Genomic DNA, 23,014 nt, shown 5'->3' with positions numbered 1-23,014 from the left:
AACAGTGGATTTTGAACCTTGGTGGTTGATTTTCGTGCCGGTGCTGTTCGCGCTGGGCTGGCTGGCCGCGCGCTTCGACATCCGGCAAATGCTGCGGGAAACCCGCAGCCTGCCCGACTCCTATTTCCGCGGCTTGAACTTCCTGCTCAATGAAGAGCCGGACCGCGCCATCGACGCCTTCGTCGAAGTCGCCAAGCTCGACCCCGAAACCACCGAGCTGCACTTCGCGCTGGGCAGCCTGTTCCGCCGCCGCGGCGAGATGGAACGCGCCATCCGCGTGCACCAGAGCCTGCTCAACCGCTCCGACCTGCCGGCCGCCGAGCGCGAACACGCCCAGCACGAACTGGCGCAGGATTTCCTCAAGGCCGGCATGCTGGATCGCGCCGAAAGCGGCTTCGAGCTGCTCAAGGACACCCGCTACGCCTTGCCGGCGCTGCGCTCGCTGATCCGCATCTACGAATCCGAGCACGACTGGCCGCGCGCCATCGAGGCCGTCAAGACGCTGCAAGGCCTGGTCGACGAGCCGGTGCCGCAGATCGTGCACTACTACTGCGAGCAGGCGCAGTCCGCGCTGGCGGCCAAGCCGGCCGACATCGACGCCGCCCACAAGGCGCTGGACGCGGCCGACCATGCGCTGTCGGGCATAGACGCCGCCTCCAGCCGCGGCGCCATGGTGCGCACCGCGATGCTGCGCGCGCGCCTGGCCCTGACCGAACAGGACCCCAAGCGCGAGCGCCTGTACCTGGAATCGGTCATGAACGACGCCCCCGAATACGCGGGCCTGGTCGCCGAGCAGGTGCTGGCCAACTACCGCGCCGCCCACCAGGAACAGGCCGGGCTGGACGTGCTGCTCAAGCAGTACGCGCGCCATGCCTCGCTGGACCTGTTCAACGTGCTGTTCCGCGAGCTGCGCGTGCAGCAGGGAGCTACGCCGGCCTGGACGTTCGCGCGCGGCGCGCTGCGCAGCCATCCGTCCCTGCTGGGCCTGGACCGCCTGCTCGAGGCCGAACTGGCCAATGGCGAGGGCGACGCCGACCACGGCCCGGTGCCGGGCGCCGACCTGACGCTGCTGCGCAGCCTGATCCACAAGCATACGCAGCGGCTCGACCGCTACGCATGCCGCAGTTGCGGTTTTCAGGCGCGTCGTTTTTACTGGCAATGTCCCGGCTGCAACGCCTGGGAGACCTACGCGCCGCGCCGCCTGGAAGAACTCGAATGAAATCTTTTCCCGCCGAAGCCATCTCGCACAGCCGCGTGCTCGTGGTGGGCGACGTGATGCTGGACCGGTACTGGTTCGGCGAGGTCGAACGCATCTCGCCGGAAGCGCCGGTGCCGGTGGTGCGCGTGGCGCGCCGCGAAGACCGCCTGGGCGGCGCCGCCAACGTCGCGCGCAACGTCGCGGCGCTGGGCGGCCACGTGACCCTGGTGGGCGTGCTGGGCGCCGACGAAGCCGGCGACAGCGTGCGCCGCCTGTCGACCGAGGCCGGCATCCAGGCCGACCTGATCGCCGACCCGTCGCTGCACACCACCTTGAAGATGCGCGTGCTGGGCCGTCAGCAGCAGCTGCTGCGGGTGGACTTCGAACAGCACCCCGAACAGGCCGCGCTCGACAGCGTGGACGCCGCGCTGGCCCGGCACCTGGCCAACCACGACATCATCGTGCTGTCCGACTACGCCAAGGGCGTGCTCACCCGGGTCGAGTCGCTCATCGCGCTGGCGCGGGCCGCGGGCATCCCGGTGCTGGTGGACCCCAAGGGCGACGACTACAGCCGCTATCGCGGCGCCACCCTGGTTACGCCCAACCGCTCGGAAATGCAGCAGGCCGTGGGCCGCTGGAATTCCGAGGCCGAACTCACCGATCGCGCGCAGCGGCTGCGCGCCGATCTGGACCTGGAAGCCCTGCTCGTGACGCGCTCCGAGCAGGGCATGACTTTGTTTACCGATGCGGGACGCGACCACATCGACGCGCAGGCGCACGAGGTGTTCGACGTGTCCGGCGCGGGCGACACCGTGCTGGCCACGCTGGCCGTGTCGCGCGCCATCGGCCTGCCGTGGGCCGATGCCATGGGCTGGGCCAACCGCGCCGGCGGCATCGCCGTGGGCAAGCTGGGCACGTCCGTCGTCACCGCCGCCGAACTGGCTGGAGAATCCTCATGATCGTCGTTACCGGAGCCGCGGGCTTCATAGGCAGCAACCTGGTGCGCGGGCTCAACCGCCGGGGCATCGAAGACATCATCGCCGTCGACGACCTCACCGAAGGCGACAAGTTCGTCAACCTGGTCGACTGCAAGATCGCCGACTACCTGGACAAGGACGACTTCCGCCGCCGCGTGGCCGACGGCAGCATCGGCGAGGTCCGCGCGGTCCTGCACCAGGGCGCCTGCTCGGACACCACCGAGCGCAACGGCCGCTACATGCTGGACAACAACTACCGCGTCACGCTGGAACTGTTCGAGTTCTGCCAGGCGCGCCGCATTCCCTTCCTGTACGCCTCGTCGGCCGCGGTCTATGGCGGCTCTTCGGTCTACGTGGAAGACCCCGCCAACGAAGGCCCGCTGAACGTCTACGGCTATTCCAAGCTGCTGTTCGACCAAGTCCTGCGCCGGCGCATGGACAGCCTGACGGCCCAGGTGGTGGGCCTGCGCTACTTCAACGTCTACGGCCCGCACGAGCAGCACAAGGGCCGCATGGCCTCGGTGGCCTTCCACAACATGAACCAGTTCCTGGAACACGGCCACGTGCGCCTGTTCGCGGGCTGGGACGGCTACCCCGACGGCGGCCAGAGCCGCGACTTCATTTCCGTCGAGGACGTGGTGGCGGTGAACCTGCACTTCCTGGACCATCCGGAGCAGTCGGGCATCTTCAACTGCGGCACCGGCCGGGCGCAACCGTTCAACGACGTGGCCGCCGGCGTGGTCAACGCGCTGCGCGCCGAACGCGGCGAGGCCGAACTGCCGCTGGCGCAGCTGGTCGAGCAGGGCCTGATCCGCTACATCCCGTTCCCCGACGACCTCAAGGGCCGCTACCAGAGCTACACCCAGGCCGACGTCTCGCGCCTGCGCGCGGCCGGTTTCCAGGCGCCCATGCGCGACGTGCGCACCGGCGTGTCGGAGTACGTGCGGTACTGGCGCAACCTGACGCGCTAGCGCCCGGGCGCGGGGCATCGCCCCACGCAGACCACATCCACCCGCGGGTTTCCGGGGTGGACGTTTTCATTCACGGCGAACTCCTGGCGACGGGCCGCGCGGCATGATCGCTGCGTGGCTCGACAACCGTCGCGCCCGGTCCTTCAGGAGACTCGCATGAACCCGTTCCTACATTCCGTCACGGCGCGGCCGTCGCCGTCCACGCAATGGCGCAGCGCCGCCCGGCCCGGGCGCCAGCGCCAGGCCGGCGGCCAGCCGTGCGCCGCGCAGCCGCGCCCGTTGCGGCAGGCGCTGGGCGCGCTGCTGCTGACCGCGGGGCTGGGCCTGGCGGCCTCGCCGGCGCAGGCGGTGGACGTGAACCAGGCCAGCGTGCAGCAGCTCGAAGGCGTGCGCGGCATCGGCCCGCGCACCGCCGAAATCATCGTCCAGGAACGCGAGCGCGGCGGCAAGTTCGAATCGCTCGACGACCTGGCCGAACGCGTGCGCGGCATCGGCGCGAAAAAGGCGCAGGCCCTGGAGGCCGCGGGCCTGCAGGTGGGCAAGGCGGCCGCGGCGCCGAAGCCCGCCGCCGCAAGGCCGGCGCCGGCCCGCGCCAAACCCTGACGCCGGCGTCCGCGCCGGTGGCCCTGGCGGCAGCGCGGATTTAGCCGCCGCGCGCCGCCGGGCGGAGTTATTATCAGCCGCATGACTACTACCTATCCCACTATCGAGCAAACCGTCGGCAACACGCCGCTGGTGCGCCTGCAGCGCATCCCCGGAGCCGCGGGCGCCGCGCGGGGCAACGTCATCCTGGCCAAGCTGGAAGGCAACAACCCCGCCGGTTCCGTCAAGGACCGTCCCGCGCTGTCTATGATCAAGCACGCGGAAGAGCGCGGCGACATCAAGCCGGGCGACACCCTTATCGAAGCCACCAGCGGCAATACCGGCATCGCGCTGGCCATGGCGGCCGCCATGCGCGGCTACCGCATGATCCTCATCATGCCGGACAACCTGTCGTTGGAGCGCCGCGCGGCGATGACCGCCTATGGCGCAGAGCTGATCCTGACGCCGGCCGACAAGGGCGGCATGGAATACGCCCGCGACCTGGCCACCGAAATGCAGGCCGACGGCCGCGGCCTGGTCCTGGACCAGTTCGCCAATCCGGACAACCCCCGCGCCCACATCGAAACCACCGGCCCCGAAATCTGGAACCAGACCGAAGGCCGGGTCACGCATTTCGTCAGCGCCATGGGCACCACCGGCACCATCATGGGCGTGTCCACCTACCTCAAGTCGCGCAATCCCGCCGTGCAGGTCGTGGGCGCCCAGCCGGCCGAAGGCTCGTCCATTCCCGGCATCCGCAAATGGCCCGAGGCCTATCTGCCGAAGATCTTCGATCGCAGCCGGGTGGACGCCTACGAATCCATCGCGCAAACGGAAGCCGAGGTCATGGCCCGCCGCCTGGCCGCCGAAGAAGGCATCTTCGGCGGCATCTCGTCGGCCGGCGCCCTGGTCGCCGCGCTGCGCGTGGCCGAGCGCGTCAACGACGCCACCATCGTGTTCATCGTCTGCGACCGCGGCGACCGCTACCTGTCCACCGGCGTTTTCAACTGATCTTTCCCGGGCTTATTCGGGCTGGATGCCGGCGTCCTGCATCACCTTGATCCAACGCTTGCTTTCGGCGAGGTTGAAGGCTTCGGCTTCCTGATAGCTCATGGCGCTGGGCAGCGTGCCCTGCGACTTCAAGGCTTCGATCACCTTGGGCGACTGCGAGGCTTCGATCATGACCTGATTGAGCTTGGCGATGATCGGTTCCGGCGTGTCCTTCGGCGCCCACATGCCGTACCAGGTGACGATGTCGAAGCCGGGCAGCACGGTTTCCGCGATGGTCGGCACCTCGGGCAATTCGGCCAGGCGCGTCTTGGTCGTGACGGCGATCGGGCGCACCTTGCCGCTCTGGATGAGCGGCAGGGCCGGCGCCAGCGGCGCGTACATCAGATCCACATGGCCGCCCGCGACGTCGGTCAGCGCCGGGCTGCTGCCGCGATAGCCGACGTGGGTGATCTTGGCCTTGGTGGAAGTATTGATCAGTTCGCCCGCCAGGTGGGGCAGGGTGGCGACGCCGGGCGAGGCGAAGCTCAGCGAGCCGGGCTGGGCCTGGGCCTGCTTGATCAGATCGCCGAAGGTCTTGAATCTGGAATCGGGCGGAACCACGGCCACCATCGGCACCGTGCCCAGCACGCCCACCATCCGGAAGTCCTGGATCGGGTCAAAGGACAGGTTCTTGAACTGGGCCGGGTAGATGCCCTGGACGGACGGGTTCATCAGCAGGGTGTAGCCGTCGGCGGGGGCCTTGGCCACCTGGGCCGTGCCGATGGTGCCGCTGGCCCCGGCGCGGGTTTCGATCACCAGCGGTTGCCCCAGGATTTCACCCATCTGGACTGCGATCAAACGGCCGACGACGTCGGTGGGGCCGCCCGCCGCCCACGGCATGATCACGCGTATCGGCTTGTCCGGATAAGCAGCCTGCGCATAGGCGTTTGCAACCGGCAGGGACGCCATGACGGCCGCCGAGCATGCCGCGGCCAGGAAAGTGCGTTTGTTCATCTACTGTCTTCTCCTACAAAAGTGAGATTGGCCGAGGGCAGGGCCGCGCGCAGCAGCGTCTTTACCTCGGTCAGCCGTTGACCCGTGATGGCTTCGTTCTTTTGCATCCTGCCCAGCGGGCCGGCCACCACGATTGCAAACGGTTGTTCGTATGCCCGGAATCCGAGCGAAATGGACATGACGTCCTCGACGTTTTCGCCGACGGAGCGCTGCCAGCCGCGGGCGATGCCGGCTTCCAGGTCGCGGTCGAAGGCCTCCCGGCTGGTCAGCGTGCTGTCGGTATAGGCGGCAAAACCGCTATAGGTCTTGAACCATTTCTGCCGCTCGTCGGCGGACAGCACCGATAGCAGGGCCTTGCCGGAACTGGTGGCGTGCACCGCCTTGAAACCGCCGGGTTGATGGGAAAAGCGGATCGTCTGCTTGGATTCGGCGACGATCAGGTAAACGACCTTGTCGTCGGCGAGCTTGGCCAGCAGCGCCGTCTCTCCCGTGATGTCGCGCACCTGGGCCAGCACCGGCTCGATCACCGCGTTCAACGGGTCGCTCTGGCAGATCAGGGTCGCCACGTGGATGAGCTTCTGCGTCGGGTAATAGCCATGCTTTTTGCCGATTTCATACAGATAGCCGCGCGCCACCATGGTCTTCAGCAGACCGTGGCAACTCGAGAGCGGAATCCCCATCTGCGTAGCGATCTCGCTGTACAGCAAGGGCTTCTGCGCTTCGGCGAACAGATTCAAGACATCCAGCACACGGCCAGCAGTTTTCACATCCATGATGGTATTATCCTATACGTGATAAATTTATGTCAAATTGCTAATTGCCAAGGAGGTGCGACGCATGAGGTGGAAGAACCGTCCCGAAGGATCAAACTGGGGAGATTTCGGGCCTGACGACCAGCGAGGCTGCCTGAATTACATCACTCGCGAGAACGTGCTGAGCGGCATGCGCGAAGTCCGCGAGGGCCTGAGCTTCTGCCTGTCGCTGCCGCTGGATTACCCGGGCGGCAATGGCGTGAACGTGCGCCGCCATCCGCCCAAGCTGCGTCCGACCGAAAGAGATGGCGACCAGTATCTGAACTTCCCGCTGGGGCGCCTGCGCCCGGGCTGCGTCGACGTGCTCAGCGACGATATCGTCGAGATGAGCCTGCAGTATTCGACGCAATGGGATTCGCTGGCGCACGTGGGCGCGCTGTTCGACGCCAATGGCGACGGACTGCCCGAGCGCGTCTACTACAACGGCTACCGGCCCAATGAACACGTGGTGGGGCCGGTGGACTACGACGTCGATAACGGTTTCGCCAAAATCGATCTGGGTCAGGGAACGGCCTCCAACGCCAAGAAACTGGACATCACCCAGCTTGCCGAATCATGCGTGCAGAGCCGCGGCGTGATGGTGGACCTGGCGCGCCACTACGGCCGCGAGCAGAAATCCGTGGGCTATGACGAGCTGATGCGGATACTGGACGCCGACCGGATCGAAATCGAGCGCGGCGACATCGTGCTGTTCCACACGGAATTCGGCGACGCCCTGCTGGAAAAGCGCCGCGAGCCCGATCCGCATACGCTGCATGAAATATGCGCGGGCCTGGACGGCAGCGACGAGAAGCTGTTGCAGTGGATCACCGACTCGAAGGTGGCGGCCATGGCGTCGGACAACCATGCGCTGGAAATCTATCCCACCAAAAAACCCAACGCCTGCTGCGCGGCGCTGCCGCTGCATCACCATTGCATTTTCAAGCTCGGCATGCCCATAGGCGAGATGTGGTATCTGGGCGAGCTGGCGCGCTGGCTCGCCGCCAACGGCCGCAATCGTTTCCTGCTGACGGCGCCGCCGCTGAACCTGCCGGGCGCCGTGGGTTCGCCCGTCACGCCGGTCGCGACGGTCTAGGAGAGGGGCCGCGCGATCGCGGCCCCCGCTCATCATCGCCCCACGCGCGCCTCGATCTCGTCGGCCAGGTCGGCCACCGAGGTGGCGTAGAAATAGCTGCGGTTGTACTTGGTCAGCGCAAAGAAGTTGGGCGTGCCCACGCGGTACTGCGCGGTGCCGCGGGCTTCTTCCACCAGGTCGACCACGCCCAGCGGCTGGCTGGTCCAGCCGTCGGCGGAGGCGCCGGGGCGCAGGCGCGCGCCGGCGGCGGTCAGCGAGTTCCAGCTTTGCTTGGGTTCGAGGCCGCCGTCGACCAGCGGCGCGGGATCGACCGGCAGGATCACGGGCGCGAACACCGGCAGGCCGCGCTGCCAGCCGTGCTGGGACAGGAAGCTGCCCACCGACATGATCGCGTCGCGGGTGTTGTTGCTCAGGTCGATATGGCCGTTGTCGTCGCCGTCCACGGCGTAATGCATCACGCTGGTGGGCATGAACTGCGGCATGCCGATGGCGCCCGCGTACGAGCCGCGGGTTTCCAGATCGAGCTTGTCCTGCATGGCCAGCGTGAGGAAGTCGGCCAGCTGCCCGCGGAACATGGTGGCGCGTTCGGGCTTGGCCGGATCGGGATAATCGAAAGCCAGCGTGGTCAGGGCGTCCAGCACGCGGAAATTGCCCATATTGCGCCCGTACAGCGTTTCCACGCCGATGATGGATGCGATGATGGGCGCAGGTACGCCGAAGCGCTGCGCGGCCTGGTTGAGCAGGTCGCGGTTTTCGTTATAGAAGTCCACGCCCCAGCCGATGCGCTTGGGTTCCACGAAGCGCGAGCGGTACGTCAGCCAGCTGCGCCAGATTTTCTTGCCCGGGGGCGACGGCGCAATCAGGCGCGCCACCGTGGCGTTATAGCGCGAGCCCTCCAGCGCGGCGACCATGGGCGCCAGCGGCAGCTGGCGCTCGGCGGCCAGGCTTTCCACGAATGAACGGACTTCCGGGCGCAGCGCGCCGTTGGCGCCGAGGGCGGCGGGGCCGTCGTCGGCCAGTCCGGAGCCTGGAGTCGGCGCACTGGGTCCGATGCGGATGGGAGCGGGAGAGGACGAGGCCGCGGCGGATGGCGAGGCCGGGGCGGTAGCGGTGGGGGCGGTGGTGGTACAGCCCGCCAGCAAGGCGCAAAGGGTTCCGAGTTGCAGTATTCGCCGACAGATGAACATAATCTTCCTTATGGAGACCATGTATCTTACCCACCCGGCATGCCGCTTGCATGAAATGGGCAGTTGGCATCCCGAAAGCCCGCAGAGGCTGGACGCCATTTCCGACCAGCTGCTTGCGAGCGGATTGATGCCTTACCTGGACGACCGCCAGGCCCCGCAGGCGTCGCGTCACGACGTGCTGCGCGTGCATACCGTCCAGTACCTGAACAGTCTGCGCGAAAACACGCCCGAACAAGGGTATTTCCCGATAGATCCCGACACGCTGATGAATCCGCACACCTACGAGGCCGCGCTTTACGCCGCGGGCGCGGGGGTGGCGGCGGTGGATGCGGTGATGGGCGGCGAAGCCCGCACGGCGTTCTGCGCGGTCAGGCCGCCCGGCCACCATGCCTGCCGTTCGCAGGCCATGGGATTCTGCTTTCTCAACAACGTCGCCATTGCGGCGCAGCATGCGCTGGAATTCCACGGCCTGGCGCGCGTGGCCATCGTCGATTTCGACGTCCACCACGGCAACGGCACCGAAGAAGTCTTTGCCGGCGACGAGCGCGTCCTGATGTGCAGTTTCTTCCAGCATCCGTTCTTTCCGAACAGCGGCGCGGAACACCCGGCCGCGAACATGCTGAACGTGCCCGTGCCCGCGTACACGGCGGGCGCCGCCGTGCGGGCCATCGTCAGCGACTCCTGGCTGCCCAGGCTGGAGGCGCACCGGCCCGAACTGATCCTGGTATCGGCCGGCTTCGATGCGCACCGCGAGGACGACATGGGCCAGATGGGCCTGGTCGAAGCCGACTACGCGTGGATCACCGACAGGCTGGTCGAAGTGGCCGAGCGCCACTGCCAGGGGCGGATCGTCAGCACGCTGGAAGGCGGTTACAACTTGTCAGCTTTGGGGCGCAGCGTCGTCGCGCACATACGAGCCCTGGCTAAGCTGTAGAATCAGGAAAAAATTGTGCACTGCAATCCCGGCGCAAGCCGGGGCAACTATTTCATTTTCATTTTGGAGACAGCGGGATGAAGGTATTGGTACCTGTCAAGCGCGTGGTTGACTACAACGTCAAGGTGCGCGTCAAGTCTGATCAAACCGGCGTGGACATCGCCAACGTGAAGATGTCCATGAATCCGTTCGATGAGATCGCCGTCGAGGAAGCGACGCGCCTGAAGGAAAAGGGCGCGGCGGCCGAGGTGGTGGCGGTGTCTTGCGGCGTTGCGCAATGCCAGGAGACGCTGCGCACGGCCATGGCCATCGGCGCCGACCGCGGCGTGCTGGTGCAGACCGACGCGGAGCTGCAGCCGCTGGCGGTGGCCAAGCTGCTGCGCGCGCTGGTCGACAAGGAGCAGCCGCAGCTGGTGATCCTGGGCAAGCAGGCCATCGACGACGACGCCAACCAGACTGGCCAGATGCTGGCCGCGCTGCTGGACTGGCCGCAGGCCACGTTCGCCAGCAAGGTGGAGCTGGCCGACGGCAAGGCGACGGTGACGCGCGAAGTTGACGGCGGGCTGGAGACGGTGACGCTGAAGCTGCCGGCCATCATCACGACGGACCTGCGCCTGAACGAGCCGCGCTACGTGACGCTGCCCAACATCATGAAGGCCAAGAAGAAGCAGCTGGACACGGTCACGCCTGAAGAGCTGGGCGTGGACCCGGCGCCGCGGTTGAAGACGCTGAAGGTCAGCGAGCCGCCCGCGCGCAAGGCCGGCATCAAGGTGGCCGACGTTGCGGCCCTGGTGGACAAACTCAAGAACGAAGCGAAGGTGGTTTGAACATGACGACGCTGGTTATTGCAGAACACGATAACGCCCAGCTGAAGGGCGCAACCCTGAACACCATCGCCGCGGCCGCCAAGATCGGCGGCGACGTGCATGTGCTGGTGGCCGGCGCCAACGCGCGCGCCGTGGCCGAGCAGGCCGCCGCCGCCGCCGGCGTGTCCAAGGTGCTGCTGGCCGACGCCGCGCAGCTGGCCGACGGGCTGGCCGAGAACCTGGCCGCGCAGGTGCTGGCGGTGGCCTCGGGCTACAGCCACATCCTGTTCCCGGCGACGGCCTCGGGCAAGAACGTGGCTCCGCGCGTGGCGGCCAAGCTGGACGTGGCGCAGATCTCCGACATCATCGGCGTGGAATCGGCCGATACGTTCCAGCGCCCGATCTACGCGGGCAACGCGATCGCCACGGTGCAGTCGGGCGACGCGGTCAAGGTGATCACGGTGCGCACGACCGGCTTTGACGCCGTCGCCGCGCAAGGCGGTTCGGCCGCGATCGAAGAGGTGGCGGCGGTGGCCGATTCGGGCCTGTCGAGCTTCGTGGGCCGCGAAGTGGCCAAGAGCGACCGTCCGGAACTGGCTGGCGCGCGCGTGGTGGTGTCGGGCGGCCGCGGCCTGGGCAGCGCCGAGAACTTCAAGATCCTGGACCCGCTGGCCGACAAGCTGGGCGCGGCGCTGGGCGCGTCGCGCGCGGCGGTCGACGCCGGCTATGCGCCCAACGACTGGCAGGTCGGCCAGACCGGCAAGATCGTGGCCCCGCAGCTGTACGTGGCGGTGGGCATCTCGGGCGCCATCCAGCACCTGGCCGGCATGAAGGACTCCAAGGTCATCGTGGCCATCAACAAGGACCCGGAAGCGCCGATTTTCGGCGTGGCCGATTACGGCCTGGTCGGCGACCTGTTCCAGGTCGTGCCCGAACTGACCAGCGCGCTGTAATGGTTTAGATCCGGGTTTGAAACCGGTGCGCATCCGGTTTGAATCCGGTTTAATCCCGCGTTATCCAAAACCCGCCGGCGTGCGCGCCGGCGGGTTTTCTGTTTTTGGAGACACCGGTTCACCGCTATTTAATCGGAACGCTATAAATCTTTTGCTTTATTGCAAGATTCTGATAATGTTTCCGGCGCGCAGCAAGATTCGCGCAAGTGCTTGGCCTGTACAGAACGAAGGAGATTCGGGATGGAATGGTTTTTTGACACTTTGCGGAAATATCCGGAGCTCGCGATATTCCTGACCTTGGGCCTGGGTTACTGGATAGGCGCCAAGAAGATATTCGGGTTTAATCTCGGCGCGGTCACCGGAACGCTGCTGGTGGGCGTGCTGGTCGGGCAGCTCGATATCACTATCGCTCCCATCGTCAAGCAGGTTTTCTTCCTGCTTTTTCTTTTCGGGCTGGGCTATGGCGTCGGCCCGCAATTCTTCCGCGGCATGAAAAGCGATGGCCTGCCCCAGGTCATATTCGCGGTCGTCATTTGCGTCGTCTGCCTGCTGGTCACCTGGGGCACCGCGGTGGCTTTCGGTTTTGACGCCGGCACCGGCGCGGGCCTGCTGTCGGGCGCGCAGACGATCTCGGCGGTCATGGGCGTGGCCACCGACACCATCAACGGCCTGAACGTGGACGCCGCGACCAAGAAGCAATGGATCGACAGCATCCCCGTGGCCTACGCGGTCTGCTACATCTTCGGCACCGTGGGCAGCGCCTGGATACTGGCCTCGCTGGGCCCCAAGCTGATGCGCGTGGACATCGTGAAAGAATGCAAGGAGTACGAGGCCAAGATGTCCGGCGGCGCCGATTCCATGGAGCTGTCGGGCTACCGCAAGTTCACGGCGCGCGCCTACAGGCTGGAGCGCGAGGATTGCGTGGGCAAGACGGTGGGCGAGCTGGAGTCGCGCTTCGTCGATGCGCGCGTGTTCGTCGAGCGCATCCGCCGCGGCGACCAGATCCTGGATTGCGATTCCAAGACCGTGCTGCAGGCCGGCGACGTGCTCGGCGTGACCGGCAGGCATGATGCGCTGGTGCAGCAGGCGCCGGGCATCATCGGCGGCGAGGTCGAGGACCGGGACGTGATCAACCTGCCCGCCGAGATCGTCGAGGTGGTGCTGACCAACAAGAACCTGGCCGGCAAGACGGTGCAGGAAATCGCCGAGCACGACGCCGTGCGCGAACTGGGACGCGGCGTGTTCCTGCGCAAGGTGGTGCGCGGCGGCCACGAGATGCCGGTCAACTGGGGCCTGAAGCTGGACCGCGGCGACCGGCTGTTCCTGCTGGGCGCCAAGCGCGACGTCGAACGCGTGGTCGGCAAGGTCGGCTACGTGGATCGCGCCACCGACCAGACCGACATGGTGTTCGTGGGCTTCGGCATTCTGCTGGGCGGCCTGTTCGGCTCGCTGGTGCTGACCGTCAAGGGGATACCCATCACGCTGTCGACCTCGGGCGGCTCGCTGATCGCCGGCCTGGTCTTCGGCTACCTGCGCTCGGTGCATCCGACCTTCGGCCGGGTGCCGGAACCGGTGCACTGGTTCCTTACCTCCGTGGGGTTGACGACCTTCGTGGCGGTGGTCGGCATCTCGTCCGGACCGGGCTTCGTCCTGGGCTTCCAGCAACTGGGCGCCAAACTCTTCGTCGCCGGCGTGATCGCCACCAGCGTGCCCATGATCCTGGGCGTGCTCATCGCCCGCCACATCTTCAAGTTCCACCCGGCCATCGCGCTGGGCGTCTGCGCCGGCGCCCGGACCACGACGGCTGCCATCGGGCAGATCACCGAAACGGCCAAGAGCCAGGTGCCCGCCCTCGGCTATACGGTGCCCTACGCGATCGGCAACACGCTGCTGATCATCTGGGGGATCGTCATCGTCATGCTCATGACCTAGCGGCTCGTCCGCGGGCCGCCAGGCCCGCGGACCGCTGTCCAAGGCTGGCGGGCGCAACGGCCCGCCACGCAGCCAACGCCCGTCACCACGCAAACCAGGAGTACTGAACCATGGCTTCCACCGCGCCTCTCACCGTCAGTCTGGCCTCGGCACTGAAAACCACCCGCTCGCACCAGCGCGACCTCGAACAGCTTTCGCCGTTCGAACTGAAGGACTACCTGATCACGCTGGCCAAGGACAGCCAGCAGCTGTCGGCGGCGACCATGCTGAACGCCGGCCGCGGCAATCCGAACTGGATCGCCACCGAGCCGCGCGACGCCTTCTTCCTGCTGGGCCGGTTCGCGATGAAAGAGGCGCGCCGGGTGCGCGACGAAGGCATCCTGGCGGGCATGCCGGACAAGCAGGGCTGCGCCGGCCGGCTGCGCAAGTTCCTGTCCAAGCACAAGGGCGAGGACGGCCGCGACTTCCTGGCGGGCGTGCTGGAATACGGCGTGAAGGTCAAGGGCTTCGATGCGGACGAATGGGTCCACGAGCTCACCGACAGCATCATCGGCGACCACTACCCGGTGCCGCCGCGCGCGCTGGTGCACATCGAGCAGATCGTGCACGACTACCTGATCAAGGAAATGTGCGACGGCCGCCCGCCCAAGGGCAAGTTCGACCTGTTCCCGGTCGAGGGCGGCACGGCGGCGATGTGCTACATCTTCGATTCGCTGCTGCAGAACGGGCTGCTCAAGCAGGGCGACACCATCGCGCTGTTCCTGCCCACGTTCACGCCCTATATCGAAATCGCGCACCTGGAGCGCTTCCAGTTCAAGATCGTGCCCATCAACGCCAGCAGCATGCGGGCCGACGGCACGCATGACTGGCATTACCCGCCCGAGGAAATCGCCAAGCTGGAGAACCCCAAGATCAAGCTGGCGGTCACGGTCAATCCCAGCAACCCGCCGTCGGTGGCCTTCAGCCCGGTCGAAATGAAGCAGATCGTGCGCCTGATCCGCAAGAACCCCGACCTGGTGCTGGTCACCGACGACGTGTACGGCACCTTCGTGCCGAACTTCCGCTCGCTGATGGCCGAGGTGCCGCACAACACGATCTGCGTGTATTCGTTTTCCAAGAACTTCGGCTGCACCGGCTGGCGCCTGGGCGTGATCGCGACCCACGAAACCAACATCATGGACCGCCGCATCGCCGAACTGCCGGCGTCGTGGAAAAAGCGCCTGCACAAGCGCTACAGCGCCATGACGATGGAGCCGGAGAAGCTCAAGTTCATCGACCGCATGGTCGCCGACAGCCGCAACGTGGCGCTGAACCACACGGCCGGCCTGTCCCTGCCGCAGCAGGTCCAGATGGGCTTTTTCGCGTTGTCCCACCTGCTCGACCTGAAGGACGCCTACAAGCACTTGACGATGGAAATCGTGCGCAAGCGGCGCGACGCGCTGTGGCAGGGCCTGGGCATTCCCATGCCGCCGGAAGATCCGACGCGCGCCTGGTATTACGTGGAACTGGACTTCATGGTCTGGGCCAAGGTGATGTACGGCGACGGCTTCTGCAAGTACATGGTCAACAATTACGAGCCGGTGGACTTCCTGTTCCGCCTGGCCGAGAAAACCGGCGTGGTGCTGATGGACGGCGGCGGCTTCGGCGGCCCGCCCTGGTCGATCCGGATCTCCCTGGCCAACCTCGACGACGGCGACTACGCCAAGATCGGCAAGCACATGGTGGCGGCCGCGACCGAATACGTCGACGCGTGGAAGGCCTCCGAGCTGGTGCGTTCGGGTCCGACCGCGGGCAAGGGCCAGAAGGTCAAGGCCGCGGCCGGCAAGAAGGCGGCCGGCAAGAAGGCCGGCGCGGCCGGGGCGCGCAAGGCGGTCAAGCAGGCGGTGCAGCGCGCGGATACGGCGGCCAAGTCGGCCAGGAAGGGCGCCGGCAAGTAGGCGGCCACGGCAACCCCAGGGTGATATGAACATATGACTTGCAGCGTCGGGTTTTTCAATAGCGTCCCCATCGCAGTGCTGTTCGTGACGGTGGGTTTGGGATACCTGGTCGGCAAGCTCCGGATCGGCCCGATCCAGCTGGGCGGGGTGTGCGGAACGCTCATCGTCGCCCTGCTGATCGGGCAGACCGGCTGCCAGATCCGCGGCGACCTGAAGGAAGTCGCGTTCGCGCTGTTCATCTTCGCCATGGGGTACTCGGGCGGTCCGCAGTTCTTCGCCAACCTGAACCGCTCCAGCCTGCGCTTCATCGCGCTGCCGCTCATCGAGGCCGTGCTGGTGCTGACCATCGTGCTGGCGGCGGTGCCGCTGTTCGGCCTGGACGCCGGCACGGCGGCCGGGCTGGCGGCCGGCGCGGCCACCGAATCGGCCGTGGTCGGCACGGCCGCCGAGGCGCTCAAGCACCTGGGCCTGGCCGACGCGGAGGTCCAGCGCATGGAAGCCAACATCGCCACCGCCTACACGCTGACCTATCTGGTGGGCCTCATCAGCATTGTGTTCTTCACCAGCCAGGTCGCGCCGGCGCTGCTGCGCATCAATCTGCGCGAAGCGTCCAAGGCGATGGAGGAAAAGCTGGGCGTGGCCGCCGGCGACGGCGAGGACGCCAATATGCCCACGCTGCCGCGGCTGGTGGGCCGCGCGCACGTGGTCAAGGACGCCGGCGGCATGAGCGTGGCCGAGGTGGAGGCCAGGCTGGGCGGGCGCACCGCCGTCAGCCGCATCCTGCGCGACGGGGCGGCGGTGGACGCCTCGCCCGAGGACGTGCTGGCGGTGGGAGACATCGTGGTGGTGCTGGGCATGCGGCGCTTCGTGCTGGGCGCCGGCGGCGTGATCGGCCCCGAGATCCAGCTGCCCGAGGCGCATGCCGACGACCTGCAGCTCAGCGAACTGGCGGTCATCGTCAACAAGAAGGCGGTGAACGGACATACCGTGGGCGAGCTGGCCCGGCGGCCGCGCGCGCAGCGGGCGCGCGGCGTGTTCCTGCAGTCCATCGTGCGCTCCGGCCATTCCCTGCCGATCACGCCGTCCACCGTGGTGCAGTATGGCGACCTGATCACGCTGGTGGGCGCCGAACCCGAACTGTCGGCGGCCGGCGCGGCGCTGGGCAACGAACTGCGCCGCAGCGGCGTGACCGATCTGGTGTTCCTGGCTTTCGGCATACTCGCGGGCCTGCTGATCGGCAGCCTCAGCGCAAACCTGTGGGGCATTCCGGTATCGCTGGGCAGCGGCGGCGGGGCGCTGGTCAGCGGTCTGGTCTGCGGCTGGATCAACGCCAAGCGGCCGGCGCTGGGCCACATGCCGGACCACGCGGTGCAATTGCTCAAGGACCTGGGGCTGGCGATCTTCGTGGCCTGCGTCGGCCTGTCGGCCGGGCCGGAGGCGGTGAAGCTGATCCGCGAGCACGGCGCGGTGCTGCCCGTGATCGGCCTCCTGGTGTCGCTGGGACCGGCATGCCTGTCGCTGTGGGTGGGCCACAAGATCCTGAAGATCGAAGGGCCGCTGCTGGTGGGGGCCATCGCCGGTCAGCACGTCAGCACGCCGGCCATCAGCGCCATCCTGAATTCCAGCGGCAGCGCGGTGCCGCTCCTGGGCTACACCGTGACTTACGCCATCGCCAACGTGCTGCTGCCGGTGCTGGGGCCCATCATCGTGTCGCTGGCCCACCACCTGGGCTAGCCGCTACCGCAGCAAGGTGCAGCCCTGCCACGCCTGATCCTCGATCAGGCGTTTTATTTCGTCCTGGCACAGCTCGATGACCCGGTTGACCGCGGGCGAGGGCGGCAGGCTTGCGCTGGCGCACAGCACCAGTTCGCGCGACAGCGCCCGGTCGAGCGCGTGCGCGACGATGGAGCCTTCCGCGATCTCGGGCTGCGCGGCCGAGCTGGGCAGGATGGTGGCCGCCATCGCCTCGCGCACGGCGGGGATCAGGATGGCCGAGGTGCTGGCCTCGGCGAACAGGTTGCAGGTCAGGCCGGCGGTCAGGAAGGCGTGGTCCAGCCGCGCGCGCAGCGTGTTGGGCAGGCTGGGCAGCACCAGCGGCAGCGCGGCGAAGTCCTCGATGGCCAGGGTGCGGCGCGGCAGCGCCACGCTGGCGTGCGCCAGCAGGAACAGGCGTTCGCGCAATAGCGGCGTGCGCAGGAGGCCCTGCATGGGCTGCTGGTCCGGCGACAGCGAAAAGTCGATGCGTCCTTGCAGCACCAGCTTGGTCAGGTCGGCGCTGGGCACGTCGACGATCTCCAGCACCACCGAGGGCAGCTCCGCCTTGACCCGGCGCATCAGCGGCAGGGCCAGCATGCGCGCCGTGCTGGAGGCCAGCCCGATCGAGACCGTGCCGGTGATCTGGTCGGCGGTCCGCGACAGCAGGCTGCGCGTGCTGTCGACCTGGCGCAGGATGATCTGCGCGTGGCGGTACAGCAGCAGGCCTTCGGCCGTGGGCTGCACGCCCTTGGCGCCGCGCACCAGCAGCGCCACGCCCAGGTTCTCTTCGAGCAGCGACATCTGCTGGCTTAGCGCGGGCTGCGCCACGTGCAGGCTTTCGGCGGCCCGCGTCATGTTCTGCAGTTCCACCACGCGGACGAAATACTTCAGCTGACGCAGATTCATGGAATAAGAAAAACTTATGGATGGATCGGAAAATAGTATTTTCTATGCCTCTGCGGCGCTGCCTAGAATGGGCCTCACATCAGAGGAGGACGACCGACATGAGTCTGCCATTGGCCGGGCTGAAGGTGCTGGATCTGACCCGGGCGCTTTCCGGGCCTTTCTGCACAATGATTCTTGGAGACCTGGGCGCCGAGGTCATCAAGGTGGAACCCATGCCGGCGGGCGAGATGGCGCGCCAGTGGGGGCCTTTCGATGATGACATAAGTGTTTATTATCTTAGCGCCAACCGCAGCAAGCAAGGGATAGGCGTGGACTTCCGCAAGCCCGAGGGGCTGGCGCTGCTGCGCAAGCTGGCCCTGGCCTCCGACATCGTGGTCGAAAACTTCAAGGTTGGCACCATGGACGCGATGGGCCTGGGCTATGACGCGCTGGCCGAGGAGCATCCCGGCCTGATCATGGCGTCGATCTCCGGCTTCGGCAGCAAGGGCCCGGCGCGCGACTGGGCCGGTTTCGACCAGGTGGCGCAGGGCTATTCCGGCTTCATGAGCCTGACCGGCACGCCCGAGTCCGGCCCGATGCGGGTCGGCGTCGCCATCGGCGACCTGACCGCGGGCATGTGGCTGGTCATCGGCATCCTGTCGGCCGTGGCGCAGCGCGCCGCCACCGGGCGCGGACAGCACGTCCAAACCTCGCTGCTGGCGGGGCTGATGGCGCTGCTCAGCGTGCAGGGCCAGCGTTATCTCAGCAAGGAGGAGGTGCCGCAGCCCTGCGGCAACGTGCATCCCGTCATCGCGCCCTACGGCACTTTCGAGACCGCCGACGGTCCGCTCAACCTGGCGCCGGCCACCCAGGCCATGTGGGTCAAGCTCTGCGCCATCCTGGACCTGTCCCATCTGACGTCCGACCCGCGCTTTCTCACCAACGCCGAACGCATGCAGCACCGCTACGAGCTGAAGCTGGAACTGGAGGCCGGGCTCAAGCGCAAGACGCGCATGGAATGGACCGCGCTGATGATAGACGCCGGCATTCCGGCCGGCCCGATCAATACCCTGGAGGACGTGTTCGCGGACCCGCAGGTGCAGGCTTGCGGATTGGTGCGCACGCTGGCGCATCCGGTGCTGGGCGAACTGCGGCAGGTAGGCCTGCCGCTGGAGCTGGGCGGCGCGCAGGCCGCCGCCGACCGCGCGCCGCCCGTGTTCGGCCAGCACACGCGCGACGTGTTCGCGCGCTATGGCATGGACGGCGCCGAAATCGACAGGCTGCTGGCCGATGGCGTGGCCTACCAGGCGGAGGCGGCATGAACGCGCCCGGCGAGACGCCCAGCCTGTCGGTGGACGGGCACGTCGCCACGCTGCGCCTGCGCCGGCCCGGCCACGCCAACCGGCTGTCCCCGCGCGACCTGGAGGTGCTGAGAGACCATCTGGCGACCGTGAACGCCGACGACGCCGTCCGCGTGCTGCGCATCCAGTCCGACGGCAAGTACTTCTGCAGCGGCTACGACATTGCTTCCCTGGCCTCGGACAGCGCGCCCAGCTCGCTGTACTTCGGGCAGACCATGGACCTGATCGAAGCGGCCCGGCCCGTCACCATCGCCGCGGTGCAGGGCGGGGCGTATGGCGGCGGCACCGACCTGTGCCTGGCCTGCGATTTCCGCATCGGCACGCCGCAGGCCGACATGTTCATGCCGGCCACGCGGCTGGGCCTGCATTTCTATCCCGGCGGCATGTCGCGCTACGTCACGCGCCTGGGCCTGGACCAGGCCAAGCGCCTGTTCCTGACCGCCGAGCGCATCCAGGCCGACGAAATGCTGCGCATCGGCTTTCTGACCGAGCTGGTCGACGAGGACCGCCTGCAGCAGCGCCTGGACGCGCTGAGCGCGCAGATCGCCGAGATGGCGCCGATACCGCTGTTCGGCGTCAAAGCCCAGCTCAACCGGATCGCGCGCGGCGAGATCGACGTGGCCGCCATCGAGGAGGCGGTGCTGCAGTCCGAGCGCTCGCGCGACCTGGCCGAAGGCGCGCTGGCCTGGCGCGAAAAGCGCAAGCCGCGCTTCACCGGCCGCTGAAGCGGCCGGCGCATCAACAGAGGGCCGCAAGACAAGCGGCTCCGACATCCACAAAGGAGACTTCGATGAAACCCGCCATCACCGCCTGCGGCGCCTTGCTTGCCGCCGTTGTTTCGTTGTCCGCCATGCCGCAGGCCGCGCAGGCCGCCGCGCCGTATCCGTCCAAGCCGCTGACCCTGGTGATCGGATTCCCGCCCGGCGGCGGGGCCGACCAGGTGGGGCGCGTCTACGCGAACGCGCTGGCCCGCCAGCTCAAGCAGCCCGTCGTCATCGAAAACCGTCCGGGCGCCGGCTCGACCATCGGCGCCAGCCTGGCCGCGCGCGCCGCCGCCGACGGCTATACCCTGTACCTGGGCAATTCCAGCGTCATGGGCAGCGACAGCGCGCTGTACAAAGTGGATTACACGCCCGACGACTTCGTGCCCGTGGCGCAGCTCACCACCGGCCCCATGGTGCTGATCGCCAACGCCAAGCTGGGCTTCAAGAGCGTGCAGGACCTGATCGACCGCGCCAAAAGCAAGCCGGGAACCATCAACGTGGCCTCGTCCGGCAACGGCGTCATCACCCATCTGGCCGCGGTCGAATTCATGTCGCTGACGGGCGTGAAGCTGATGCACATTCCGTTCAAGGGCGGCGCGGCCGCGGCGCAGTCGGTGGCCGCGGGCGACACCGACGTCTCCTTCGCCACGGCGCCCTCGGCCAAGGCCGTGATCGACAGCGGCAAGGTGGTGGCGCTGGCGGTGACGTCGGGCCAGCCCTCGCGCCTGCTGCCCTATCCGCCGATCGCCGCGACCGTGCCCGGTTACGAGCTGTCCAACTGGTGGGGCGTGTTCGCGCCCAAGGGCACGCCGCCGCAAGTCCTGGAAACGCTGTTCAAGGCCAGCAACGAAGTGCTGGCGCTGGCCGAGGTGCAGCAGGGCATGGCGGCCGGCTACGAGGAAGTCACGCCGTCGGCCTCGCTGGAAGCCTTCGGCGCCTTCGCCCGCAAGGAGGGAAGCAAGGGTTTAAGATTGGCCAAACAAAGCTTGGACAGCGCCAATTGATGGAGACACCATGCCCTACGCAACCCCATTGCAGGACTTCCGTTTCGCCCTGCGCGAACTGGCCGGACTTGAAGAGGTCCTGAAACTGCCCGGCTTCGAAGAGGTCACGCCCGATCTGGTCGACGCCATCCTCGAAGAGAACGGCCGTTTCGTGGAACAGGCGATCGCGCCGCTGAACGTGCCGGGCGACACCCGCCCGCCGGTCTGGCAGGACGGCCACGTCGCCGCCACGCCGGGCTATGCGCAGGGCTTCAAGGATTACGCGGCCGGCGGCTGGCAGGGTCTGCAGCATCCGGCGGCCTGGGGCGGGCAGGGGCTGCCCAAGCTGGTGGCGGCGGCGCCGGGCGAGAACATCCAGGCGGCCAGCCTGGCGTTCTCGCTGTGCCCGATGCTGACCGACGGCGTCATCGAAGCCCTGCTGACCGTGGGTTCGGAGGCGCAGCGCCAGCAGTACGTGCCCAACCTGATCGGCGGCAAGTGGACCGGCACCATGAACCTGACCGAGCCGCAGGCCGGCTCGGACCTGGCCCAGGTCGCCACCCGTGCGGTGCCGCAGCAGGACGGCAGCTACCGGCTCAGTGGCCAGAAGATCTTCATCACCTACGGCGAGCACGATCTGGCCGAGAACATCATCCACCTGGTGCTGGCGCGCATGCCGGACGCGCCGGCCGGGGTGAAGGGCATTTCGCTCTTCATCGTGCCCAAGTTCCTGGTCGAGTCCGACGGCTCGCCCGGCAAGCGCAACGACGTGTGGTGCGCCTCGCTGGAGCACAAGCTCGGCATCCACGGCAGCCCCACCGCCGTGCTGCTGTACGGCTCGGGCAAGGGCGACGTGGGCGAGGGCGCGATCGGCTACCTGGTCGGCGAGCCCAACCGCGGCCTGGAATACATGTTCATCATGATGAATGCCGCCCGCTATTCGGTGGGGCAGCAGGGCATCGGCGTGTCCGAGCGCGCCTACCAGCACGCCCTGGCCTATGCGCGCGAGCGCGTGCAGGGCCGCGCCGTCGAAGGCTCGCCCGGTCCGGTCGCCATCGTGCGCCATCCCGACGTGCAGCGCATGCTGATGACCATGAAGGCGCTGACCGAGGCGGCCCGCGCCATCTCTTACGTGGCCGCCGCGGCGCACGACAAGGGCACGCATCATCCCGACCCGGAGCAGCGCGCGCGCAACCGCGCCTTCTACGAATACCTGGTTCCCATCGTCAAGGGCTTCTCCACCGAGAACGCGGTCGAGATCGCGTCGCTGGGCATCCAGGTGCATGGCGGCATGGGCTACATCGAAGAGACCGGGGCCGCGCAGTTCTACCGGGACGCGCGCATCCTGCCGATCTACGAGGGCACGACCGCGATCCAGGCCAACGACCTGGTCGGACGCAAGACGCAGCGCGACGGCGGCGCCGCCGCGCATGCCGCCATCGCGGCGATGCGCGAGACGTTGCGCGCGCTCAGCGCCGAGGCCGCGTCGGCCGCGGCGCAGGACCGCGCCGGCCTGGGCCTGCTGCGCGATAACTTCGACGCCGCGATCCAGGCGTACGAGGCCGGCGTCGCCTTCATCCTGGAGCAGTCCGCGGCCAATGTGCGGGCGGCCTATTCCAGCAGCGTGCCCTACCTGATGCTGGCCGGCGTCACGCACGGCGGATGGCAGATGGCGCGCGCCGTGCTGGCCTGCCGCCGGCATCTGGCCGGCGGCTCCACCGACCCGTTCCATGCCTCGAAAATCGCCACCGGCCTGTTCTACGGCGCGCATATCCTGCCGCGCGCGCTGGCATTGTCGGCGGCGGTGCGCGCCGGGGTCGTGGCCGACGCCTGTGGCGCCAGCCTGAATATTGCATAAGGTTATATGTCTTGCGTATTTCCCCGACTGCGGGTTTGAT

General features: G+C 67.4%; 20 protein-coding genes. 16 read left to right on the top strand and 4 right to left on the bottom strand.

Annotated elements, in window-relative coordinates; translation table 11 throughout:
- Positions 1 to 4 precede the first annotated feature (4 nt).
- The 5 genes from lapB (at position 5) to cysM (ending at position 4,739) form a co-directional block, all read left to right on the top strand.
- Positions 5 to 1,219: a lipopolysaccharide assembly protein LapB gene (lapB, locus tag AC1IQ6_RS20580; RefSeq protein ID WP_479730298.1), complete on the top strand. Its 1,215-nt coding sequence runs from the start codon at positions 5 to 7 to the stop codon at positions 1,217 to 1,219.
- Positions 1,216 to 2,157, top strand: coding sequence for a D-glycero-beta-D-manno-heptose-7-phosphate kinase (gene rfaE1, locus AC1IQ6_RS20575; RefSeq protein WP_102774883.1), 942 nt, complete (start codon positions 1,216 to 1,218; stop codon positions 2,155 to 2,157). The genes lapB and rfaE1 overlap by 4 nt, the downstream gene beginning before the upstream one ends.
- Positions 2,154 to 3,146 (top strand): ADP-glyceromanno-heptose 6-epimerase, encoded by a 993-nt coding sequence (gene rfaD / locus AC1IQ6_RS20570; protein WP_102774882.1) that lies wholly within the window; start codon positions 2,154 to 2,156, stop codon positions 3,144 to 3,146. The genes rfaE1 and rfaD overlap by 4 nt, the downstream gene beginning before the upstream one ends.
- 156 nt (positions 3,147 to 3,302) lie before the next feature.
- Positions 3,303 to 3,749 (top strand): ComEA family DNA-binding protein, encoded by a 447-nt coding sequence (locus AC1IQ6_RS20565; protein WP_102774881.1) that lies wholly within the window; start codon positions 3,303 to 3,305, stop codon positions 3,747 to 3,749.
- A gap of 81 nt (positions 3,750 to 3,830) precedes the next feature.
- Positions 3,831 to 4,739 (top strand): cysteine synthase CysM, encoded by a 909-nt coding sequence (gene cysM / locus AC1IQ6_RS20560; protein WP_102774880.1) that lies wholly within the window; start codon positions 3,831 to 3,833, stop codon positions 4,737 to 4,739.
- 12 nt (positions 4,740 to 4,751) lie between these two features.
- On the opposite strand, the gene AC1IQ6_RS20555 is transcribed toward cysM, so the two are convergent.
- Both AC1IQ6_RS20555 and AC1IQ6_RS20550 read right to left on the bottom strand, forming a co-directional pair.
- Positions 4,752 to 5,732 (bottom strand): Bug family tripartite tricarboxylate transporter substrate binding protein, encoded by a 981-nt coding sequence (locus tag AC1IQ6_RS20555; RefSeq protein WP_209166651.1) that lies wholly within the window; start codon positions 5,730 to 5,732, stop codon positions 4,752 to 4,754.
- Entirely contained in the window at positions 5,729 to 6,505 is a 777-nt protein-coding gene (locus AC1IQ6_RS20550; protein ID WP_209166652.1) for an IclR family transcriptional regulator, read from the bottom strand. Before AC1IQ6_RS20550 ends, AC1IQ6_RS20555 begins: the two co-directional genes overlap by 4 nt.
- 64 nt (positions 6,506 to 6,569) lie before the next feature.
- Between AC1IQ6_RS20550 and AC1IQ6_RS20545 the strand changes: the two genes are divergently transcribed.
- A complete protein-coding gene (locus AC1IQ6_RS20545; RefSeq protein ID WP_209166653.1) occupies positions 6,570 to 7,619 on the top strand; it encodes a cyclase family protein in 1,050 nt (349 codons plus the stop codon).
- 32 nt (positions 7,620 to 7,651) lie between these two features.
- On the opposite strand, the gene mltB is transcribed toward AC1IQ6_RS20545, so the two are convergent.
- Positions 7,652 to 8,806: a lytic murein transglycosylase B gene (gene mltB / locus AC1IQ6_RS20540; protein WP_102774879.1), complete on the bottom strand. Its 1,155-nt coding sequence runs from the start codon at positions 8,804 to 8,806 to the stop codon at positions 7,652 to 7,654.
- Between the two features lie 10 nt (positions 8,807 to 8,816).
- On the opposite strand from mltB, the gene AC1IQ6_RS20535 reads away from it, so the two are divergent.
- The 6 genes from AC1IQ6_RS20535 (at position 8,817) to aspT (AC1IQ6_RS20510) (ending at position 17,102) form a co-directional block, all read left to right on the top strand.
- Positions 8,817 to 9,740 carry a histone deacetylase family protein gene (locus AC1IQ6_RS20535; RefSeq protein WP_181391036.1) on the top strand — a complete coding sequence of 308 codons (924 nt, stop codon included), beginning with the start codon at positions 8,817 to 8,819 and terminating at the stop codon, positions 9,738 to 9,740.
- Positions 9,741 to 9,817: 77 nt separating this feature from the next.
- Entirely contained in the window at positions 9,818 to 10,567 is a 750-nt protein-coding gene (locus tag AC1IQ6_RS20530) for an electron transfer flavoprotein subunit beta/FixA family protein (protein WP_102774878.1), read from the top strand.
- 2 nt (positions 10,568 to 10,569) lie between these two features.
- Positions 10,570 to 11,499 (top strand): electron transfer flavoprotein subunit alpha/FixB family protein, encoded by a 930-nt coding sequence (locus AC1IQ6_RS20525; RefSeq protein WP_102774877.1) that lies wholly within the window; start codon positions 10,570 to 10,572, stop codon positions 11,497 to 11,499.
- 240 nt (positions 11,500 to 11,739) lie between these two features.
- Complete coding sequence (aspT, locus tag AC1IQ6_RS20520) at positions 11,740 to 13,431, top strand: aspartate-alanine antiporter (RefSeq protein WP_485865233.1); 1,692 nt, start codon at positions 11,740 to 11,742, stop codon at positions 13,429 to 13,431.
- Between the two features lie 110 nt (positions 13,432 to 13,541).
- Complete coding sequence (locus AC1IQ6_RS20515; protein WP_485865232.1) at positions 13,542 to 15,368, top strand: bifunctional aspartate transaminase/aspartate 4-decarboxylase; 1,827 nt, start codon at positions 13,542 to 13,544, stop codon at positions 15,366 to 15,368.
- 33 nt (positions 15,369 to 15,401) lie between these two features.
- Entirely contained in the window at positions 15,402 to 17,102 is a 1,701-nt protein-coding gene (gene aspT / locus AC1IQ6_RS20510; RefSeq protein WP_485865231.1) for an aspartate-alanine antiporter, read from the top strand.
- A 3-nt stretch (positions 17,103 to 17,105) separates the two neighbouring features.
- On the opposite strand, the gene AC1IQ6_RS20505 is transcribed toward aspT (AC1IQ6_RS20510), so the two are convergent.
- Positions 17,106 to 18,029, bottom strand: coding sequence for a LysR substrate-binding domain-containing protein (locus AC1IQ6_RS20505; RefSeq protein ID WP_111827288.1), 924 nt, complete (start codon positions 18,027 to 18,029; stop codon positions 17,106 to 17,108).
- A 98-nt stretch (positions 18,030 to 18,127) separates the two neighbouring features.
- Here AC1IQ6_RS20505 and AC1IQ6_RS20500 point away from each other — a divergent pair, with 98 nt between their 5' ends.
- The 4 genes from AC1IQ6_RS20500 (at position 18,128) to AC1IQ6_RS20485 (ending at position 22,974) form a co-directional block, all read left to right on the top strand.
- Complete coding sequence (locus AC1IQ6_RS20500; RefSeq protein ID WP_111827289.1) at positions 18,128 to 19,330, top strand: CaiB/BaiF CoA transferase family protein; 1,203 nt, start codon at positions 18,128 to 18,130, stop codon at positions 19,328 to 19,330.
- Complete coding sequence (locus AC1IQ6_RS20495; protein ID WP_102774871.1) at positions 19,327 to 20,094, top strand: enoyl-CoA hydratase/isomerase family protein; 768 nt, start codon at positions 19,327 to 19,329, stop codon at positions 20,092 to 20,094. The genes AC1IQ6_RS20500 and AC1IQ6_RS20495 overlap by 4 nt, the downstream gene beginning before the upstream one ends.
- A gap of 65 nt (positions 20,095 to 20,159) precedes the next feature.
- Positions 20,160 to 21,137, top strand: coding sequence for a tripartite tricarboxylate transporter substrate-binding protein (locus AC1IQ6_RS20490; protein ID WP_102774870.1), 978 nt, complete (start codon positions 20,160 to 20,162; stop codon positions 21,135 to 21,137).
- Between the two features lie 10 nt (positions 21,138 to 21,147).
- Entirely contained in the window at positions 21,148 to 22,974 is a 1,827-nt protein-coding gene (locus AC1IQ6_RS20485) for an acyl-CoA dehydrogenase (protein WP_485865230.1), read from the top strand.
- Positions 22,975 to 23,014 lie beyond the last annotated feature (40 nt).

This window comes from Achromobacter sp. MUI-25009338, from assembly GCF_057359325.1.
The sequence above is the reverse complement of the archived record's forward strand: the minus strand, read 5'-3'. Positions and strand labels throughout refer to the sequence as shown.

Coding starts and splice junctions, on each gene's coding strand:
- AC1IQ6_RS20535 (WP_181391036.1), top strand. CDS start 8,817: ATGGAGACCATGTATCTTACCCACCCGGCATGCCGCTTGCATGAAATG.
- AC1IQ6_RS20565 (WP_102774881.1), top strand. CDS start 3,303: ATGAACCCGTTCCTACATTCCGTCACGGCGCGGCCGTCGCCGTCCACG.
- AC1IQ6_RS20490 (WP_102774870.1), top strand. CDS start 20,160: ATGAAACCCGCCATCACCGCCTGCGGCGCCTTGCTTGCCGCCGTTGTT.
- AC1IQ6_RS20495 (WP_102774871.1), top strand. CDS start 19,327: ATGAACGCGCCCGGCGAGACGCCCAGCCTGTCGGTGGACGGGCACGTC.
- AC1IQ6_RS20550 (WP_209166652.1), bottom strand. CDS start 6,505: ATGGATGTGAAAACTGCTGGCCGTGTGCTGGATGTCTTGAATCTGTTC.
- AC1IQ6_RS20525 (WP_102774877.1), top strand. CDS start 10,570: ATGACGACGCTGGTTATTGCAGAACACGATAACGCCCAGCTGAAGGGC.
- AC1IQ6_RS20500 (WP_111827289.1), top strand. CDS start 18,128: ATGAGTCTGCCATTGGCCGGGCTGAAGGTGCTGGATCTGACCCGGGCG.
- AC1IQ6_RS20485 (WP_485865230.1), top strand. CDS start 21,148: ATGCCCTACGCAACCCCATTGCAGGACTTCCGTTTCGCCCTGCGCGAA.
- AC1IQ6_RS20530 (WP_102774878.1), top strand. CDS start 9,818: ATGAAGGTATTGGTACCTGTCAAGCGCGTGGTTGACTACAACGTCAAG.
- AC1IQ6_RS20555 (WP_209166651.1), bottom strand. CDS start 5,732: ATGAACAAACGCACTTTCCTGGCCGCGGCATGCTCGGCGGCCGTCATG.
- AC1IQ6_RS20545 (WP_209166653.1), top strand. CDS start 6,570: ATGAGGTGGAAGAACCGTCCCGAAGGATCAAACTGGGGAGATTTCGGG.
- rfaE1 (WP_102774883.1), top strand. CDS start 1,216: ATGAAATCTTTTCCCGCCGAAGCCATCTCGCACAGCCGCGTGCTCGTG.
- mltB (WP_102774879.1), bottom strand. CDS start 8,806: ATGTTCATCTGTCGGCGAATACTGCAACTCGGAACCCTTTGCGCCTTG.
- cysM (WP_102774880.1), top strand. CDS start 3,831: ATGACTACTACCTATCCCACTATCGAGCAAACCGTCGGCAACACGCCG.
- rfaD (WP_102774882.1), top strand. CDS start 2,154: ATGATCGTCGTTACCGGAGCCGCGGGCTTCATAGGCAGCAACCTGGTG.
- AC1IQ6_RS20515 (WP_485865232.1), top strand. CDS start 13,542: ATGGCTTCCACCGCGCCTCTCACCGTCAGTCTGGCCTCGGCACTGAAA.
- aspT (WP_485865231.1), top strand. CDS start 15,402: ATGACTTGCAGCGTCGGGTTTTTCAATAGCGTCCCCATCGCAGTGCTG.
- AC1IQ6_RS20505 (WP_111827288.1), bottom strand. CDS start 18,029: ATGAATCTGCGTCAGCTGAAGTATTTCGTCCGCGTGGTGGAACTGCAG.
- aspT (WP_485865233.1), top strand. CDS start 11,740: ATGGAATGGTTTTTTGACACTTTGCGGAAATATCCGGAGCTCGCGATA.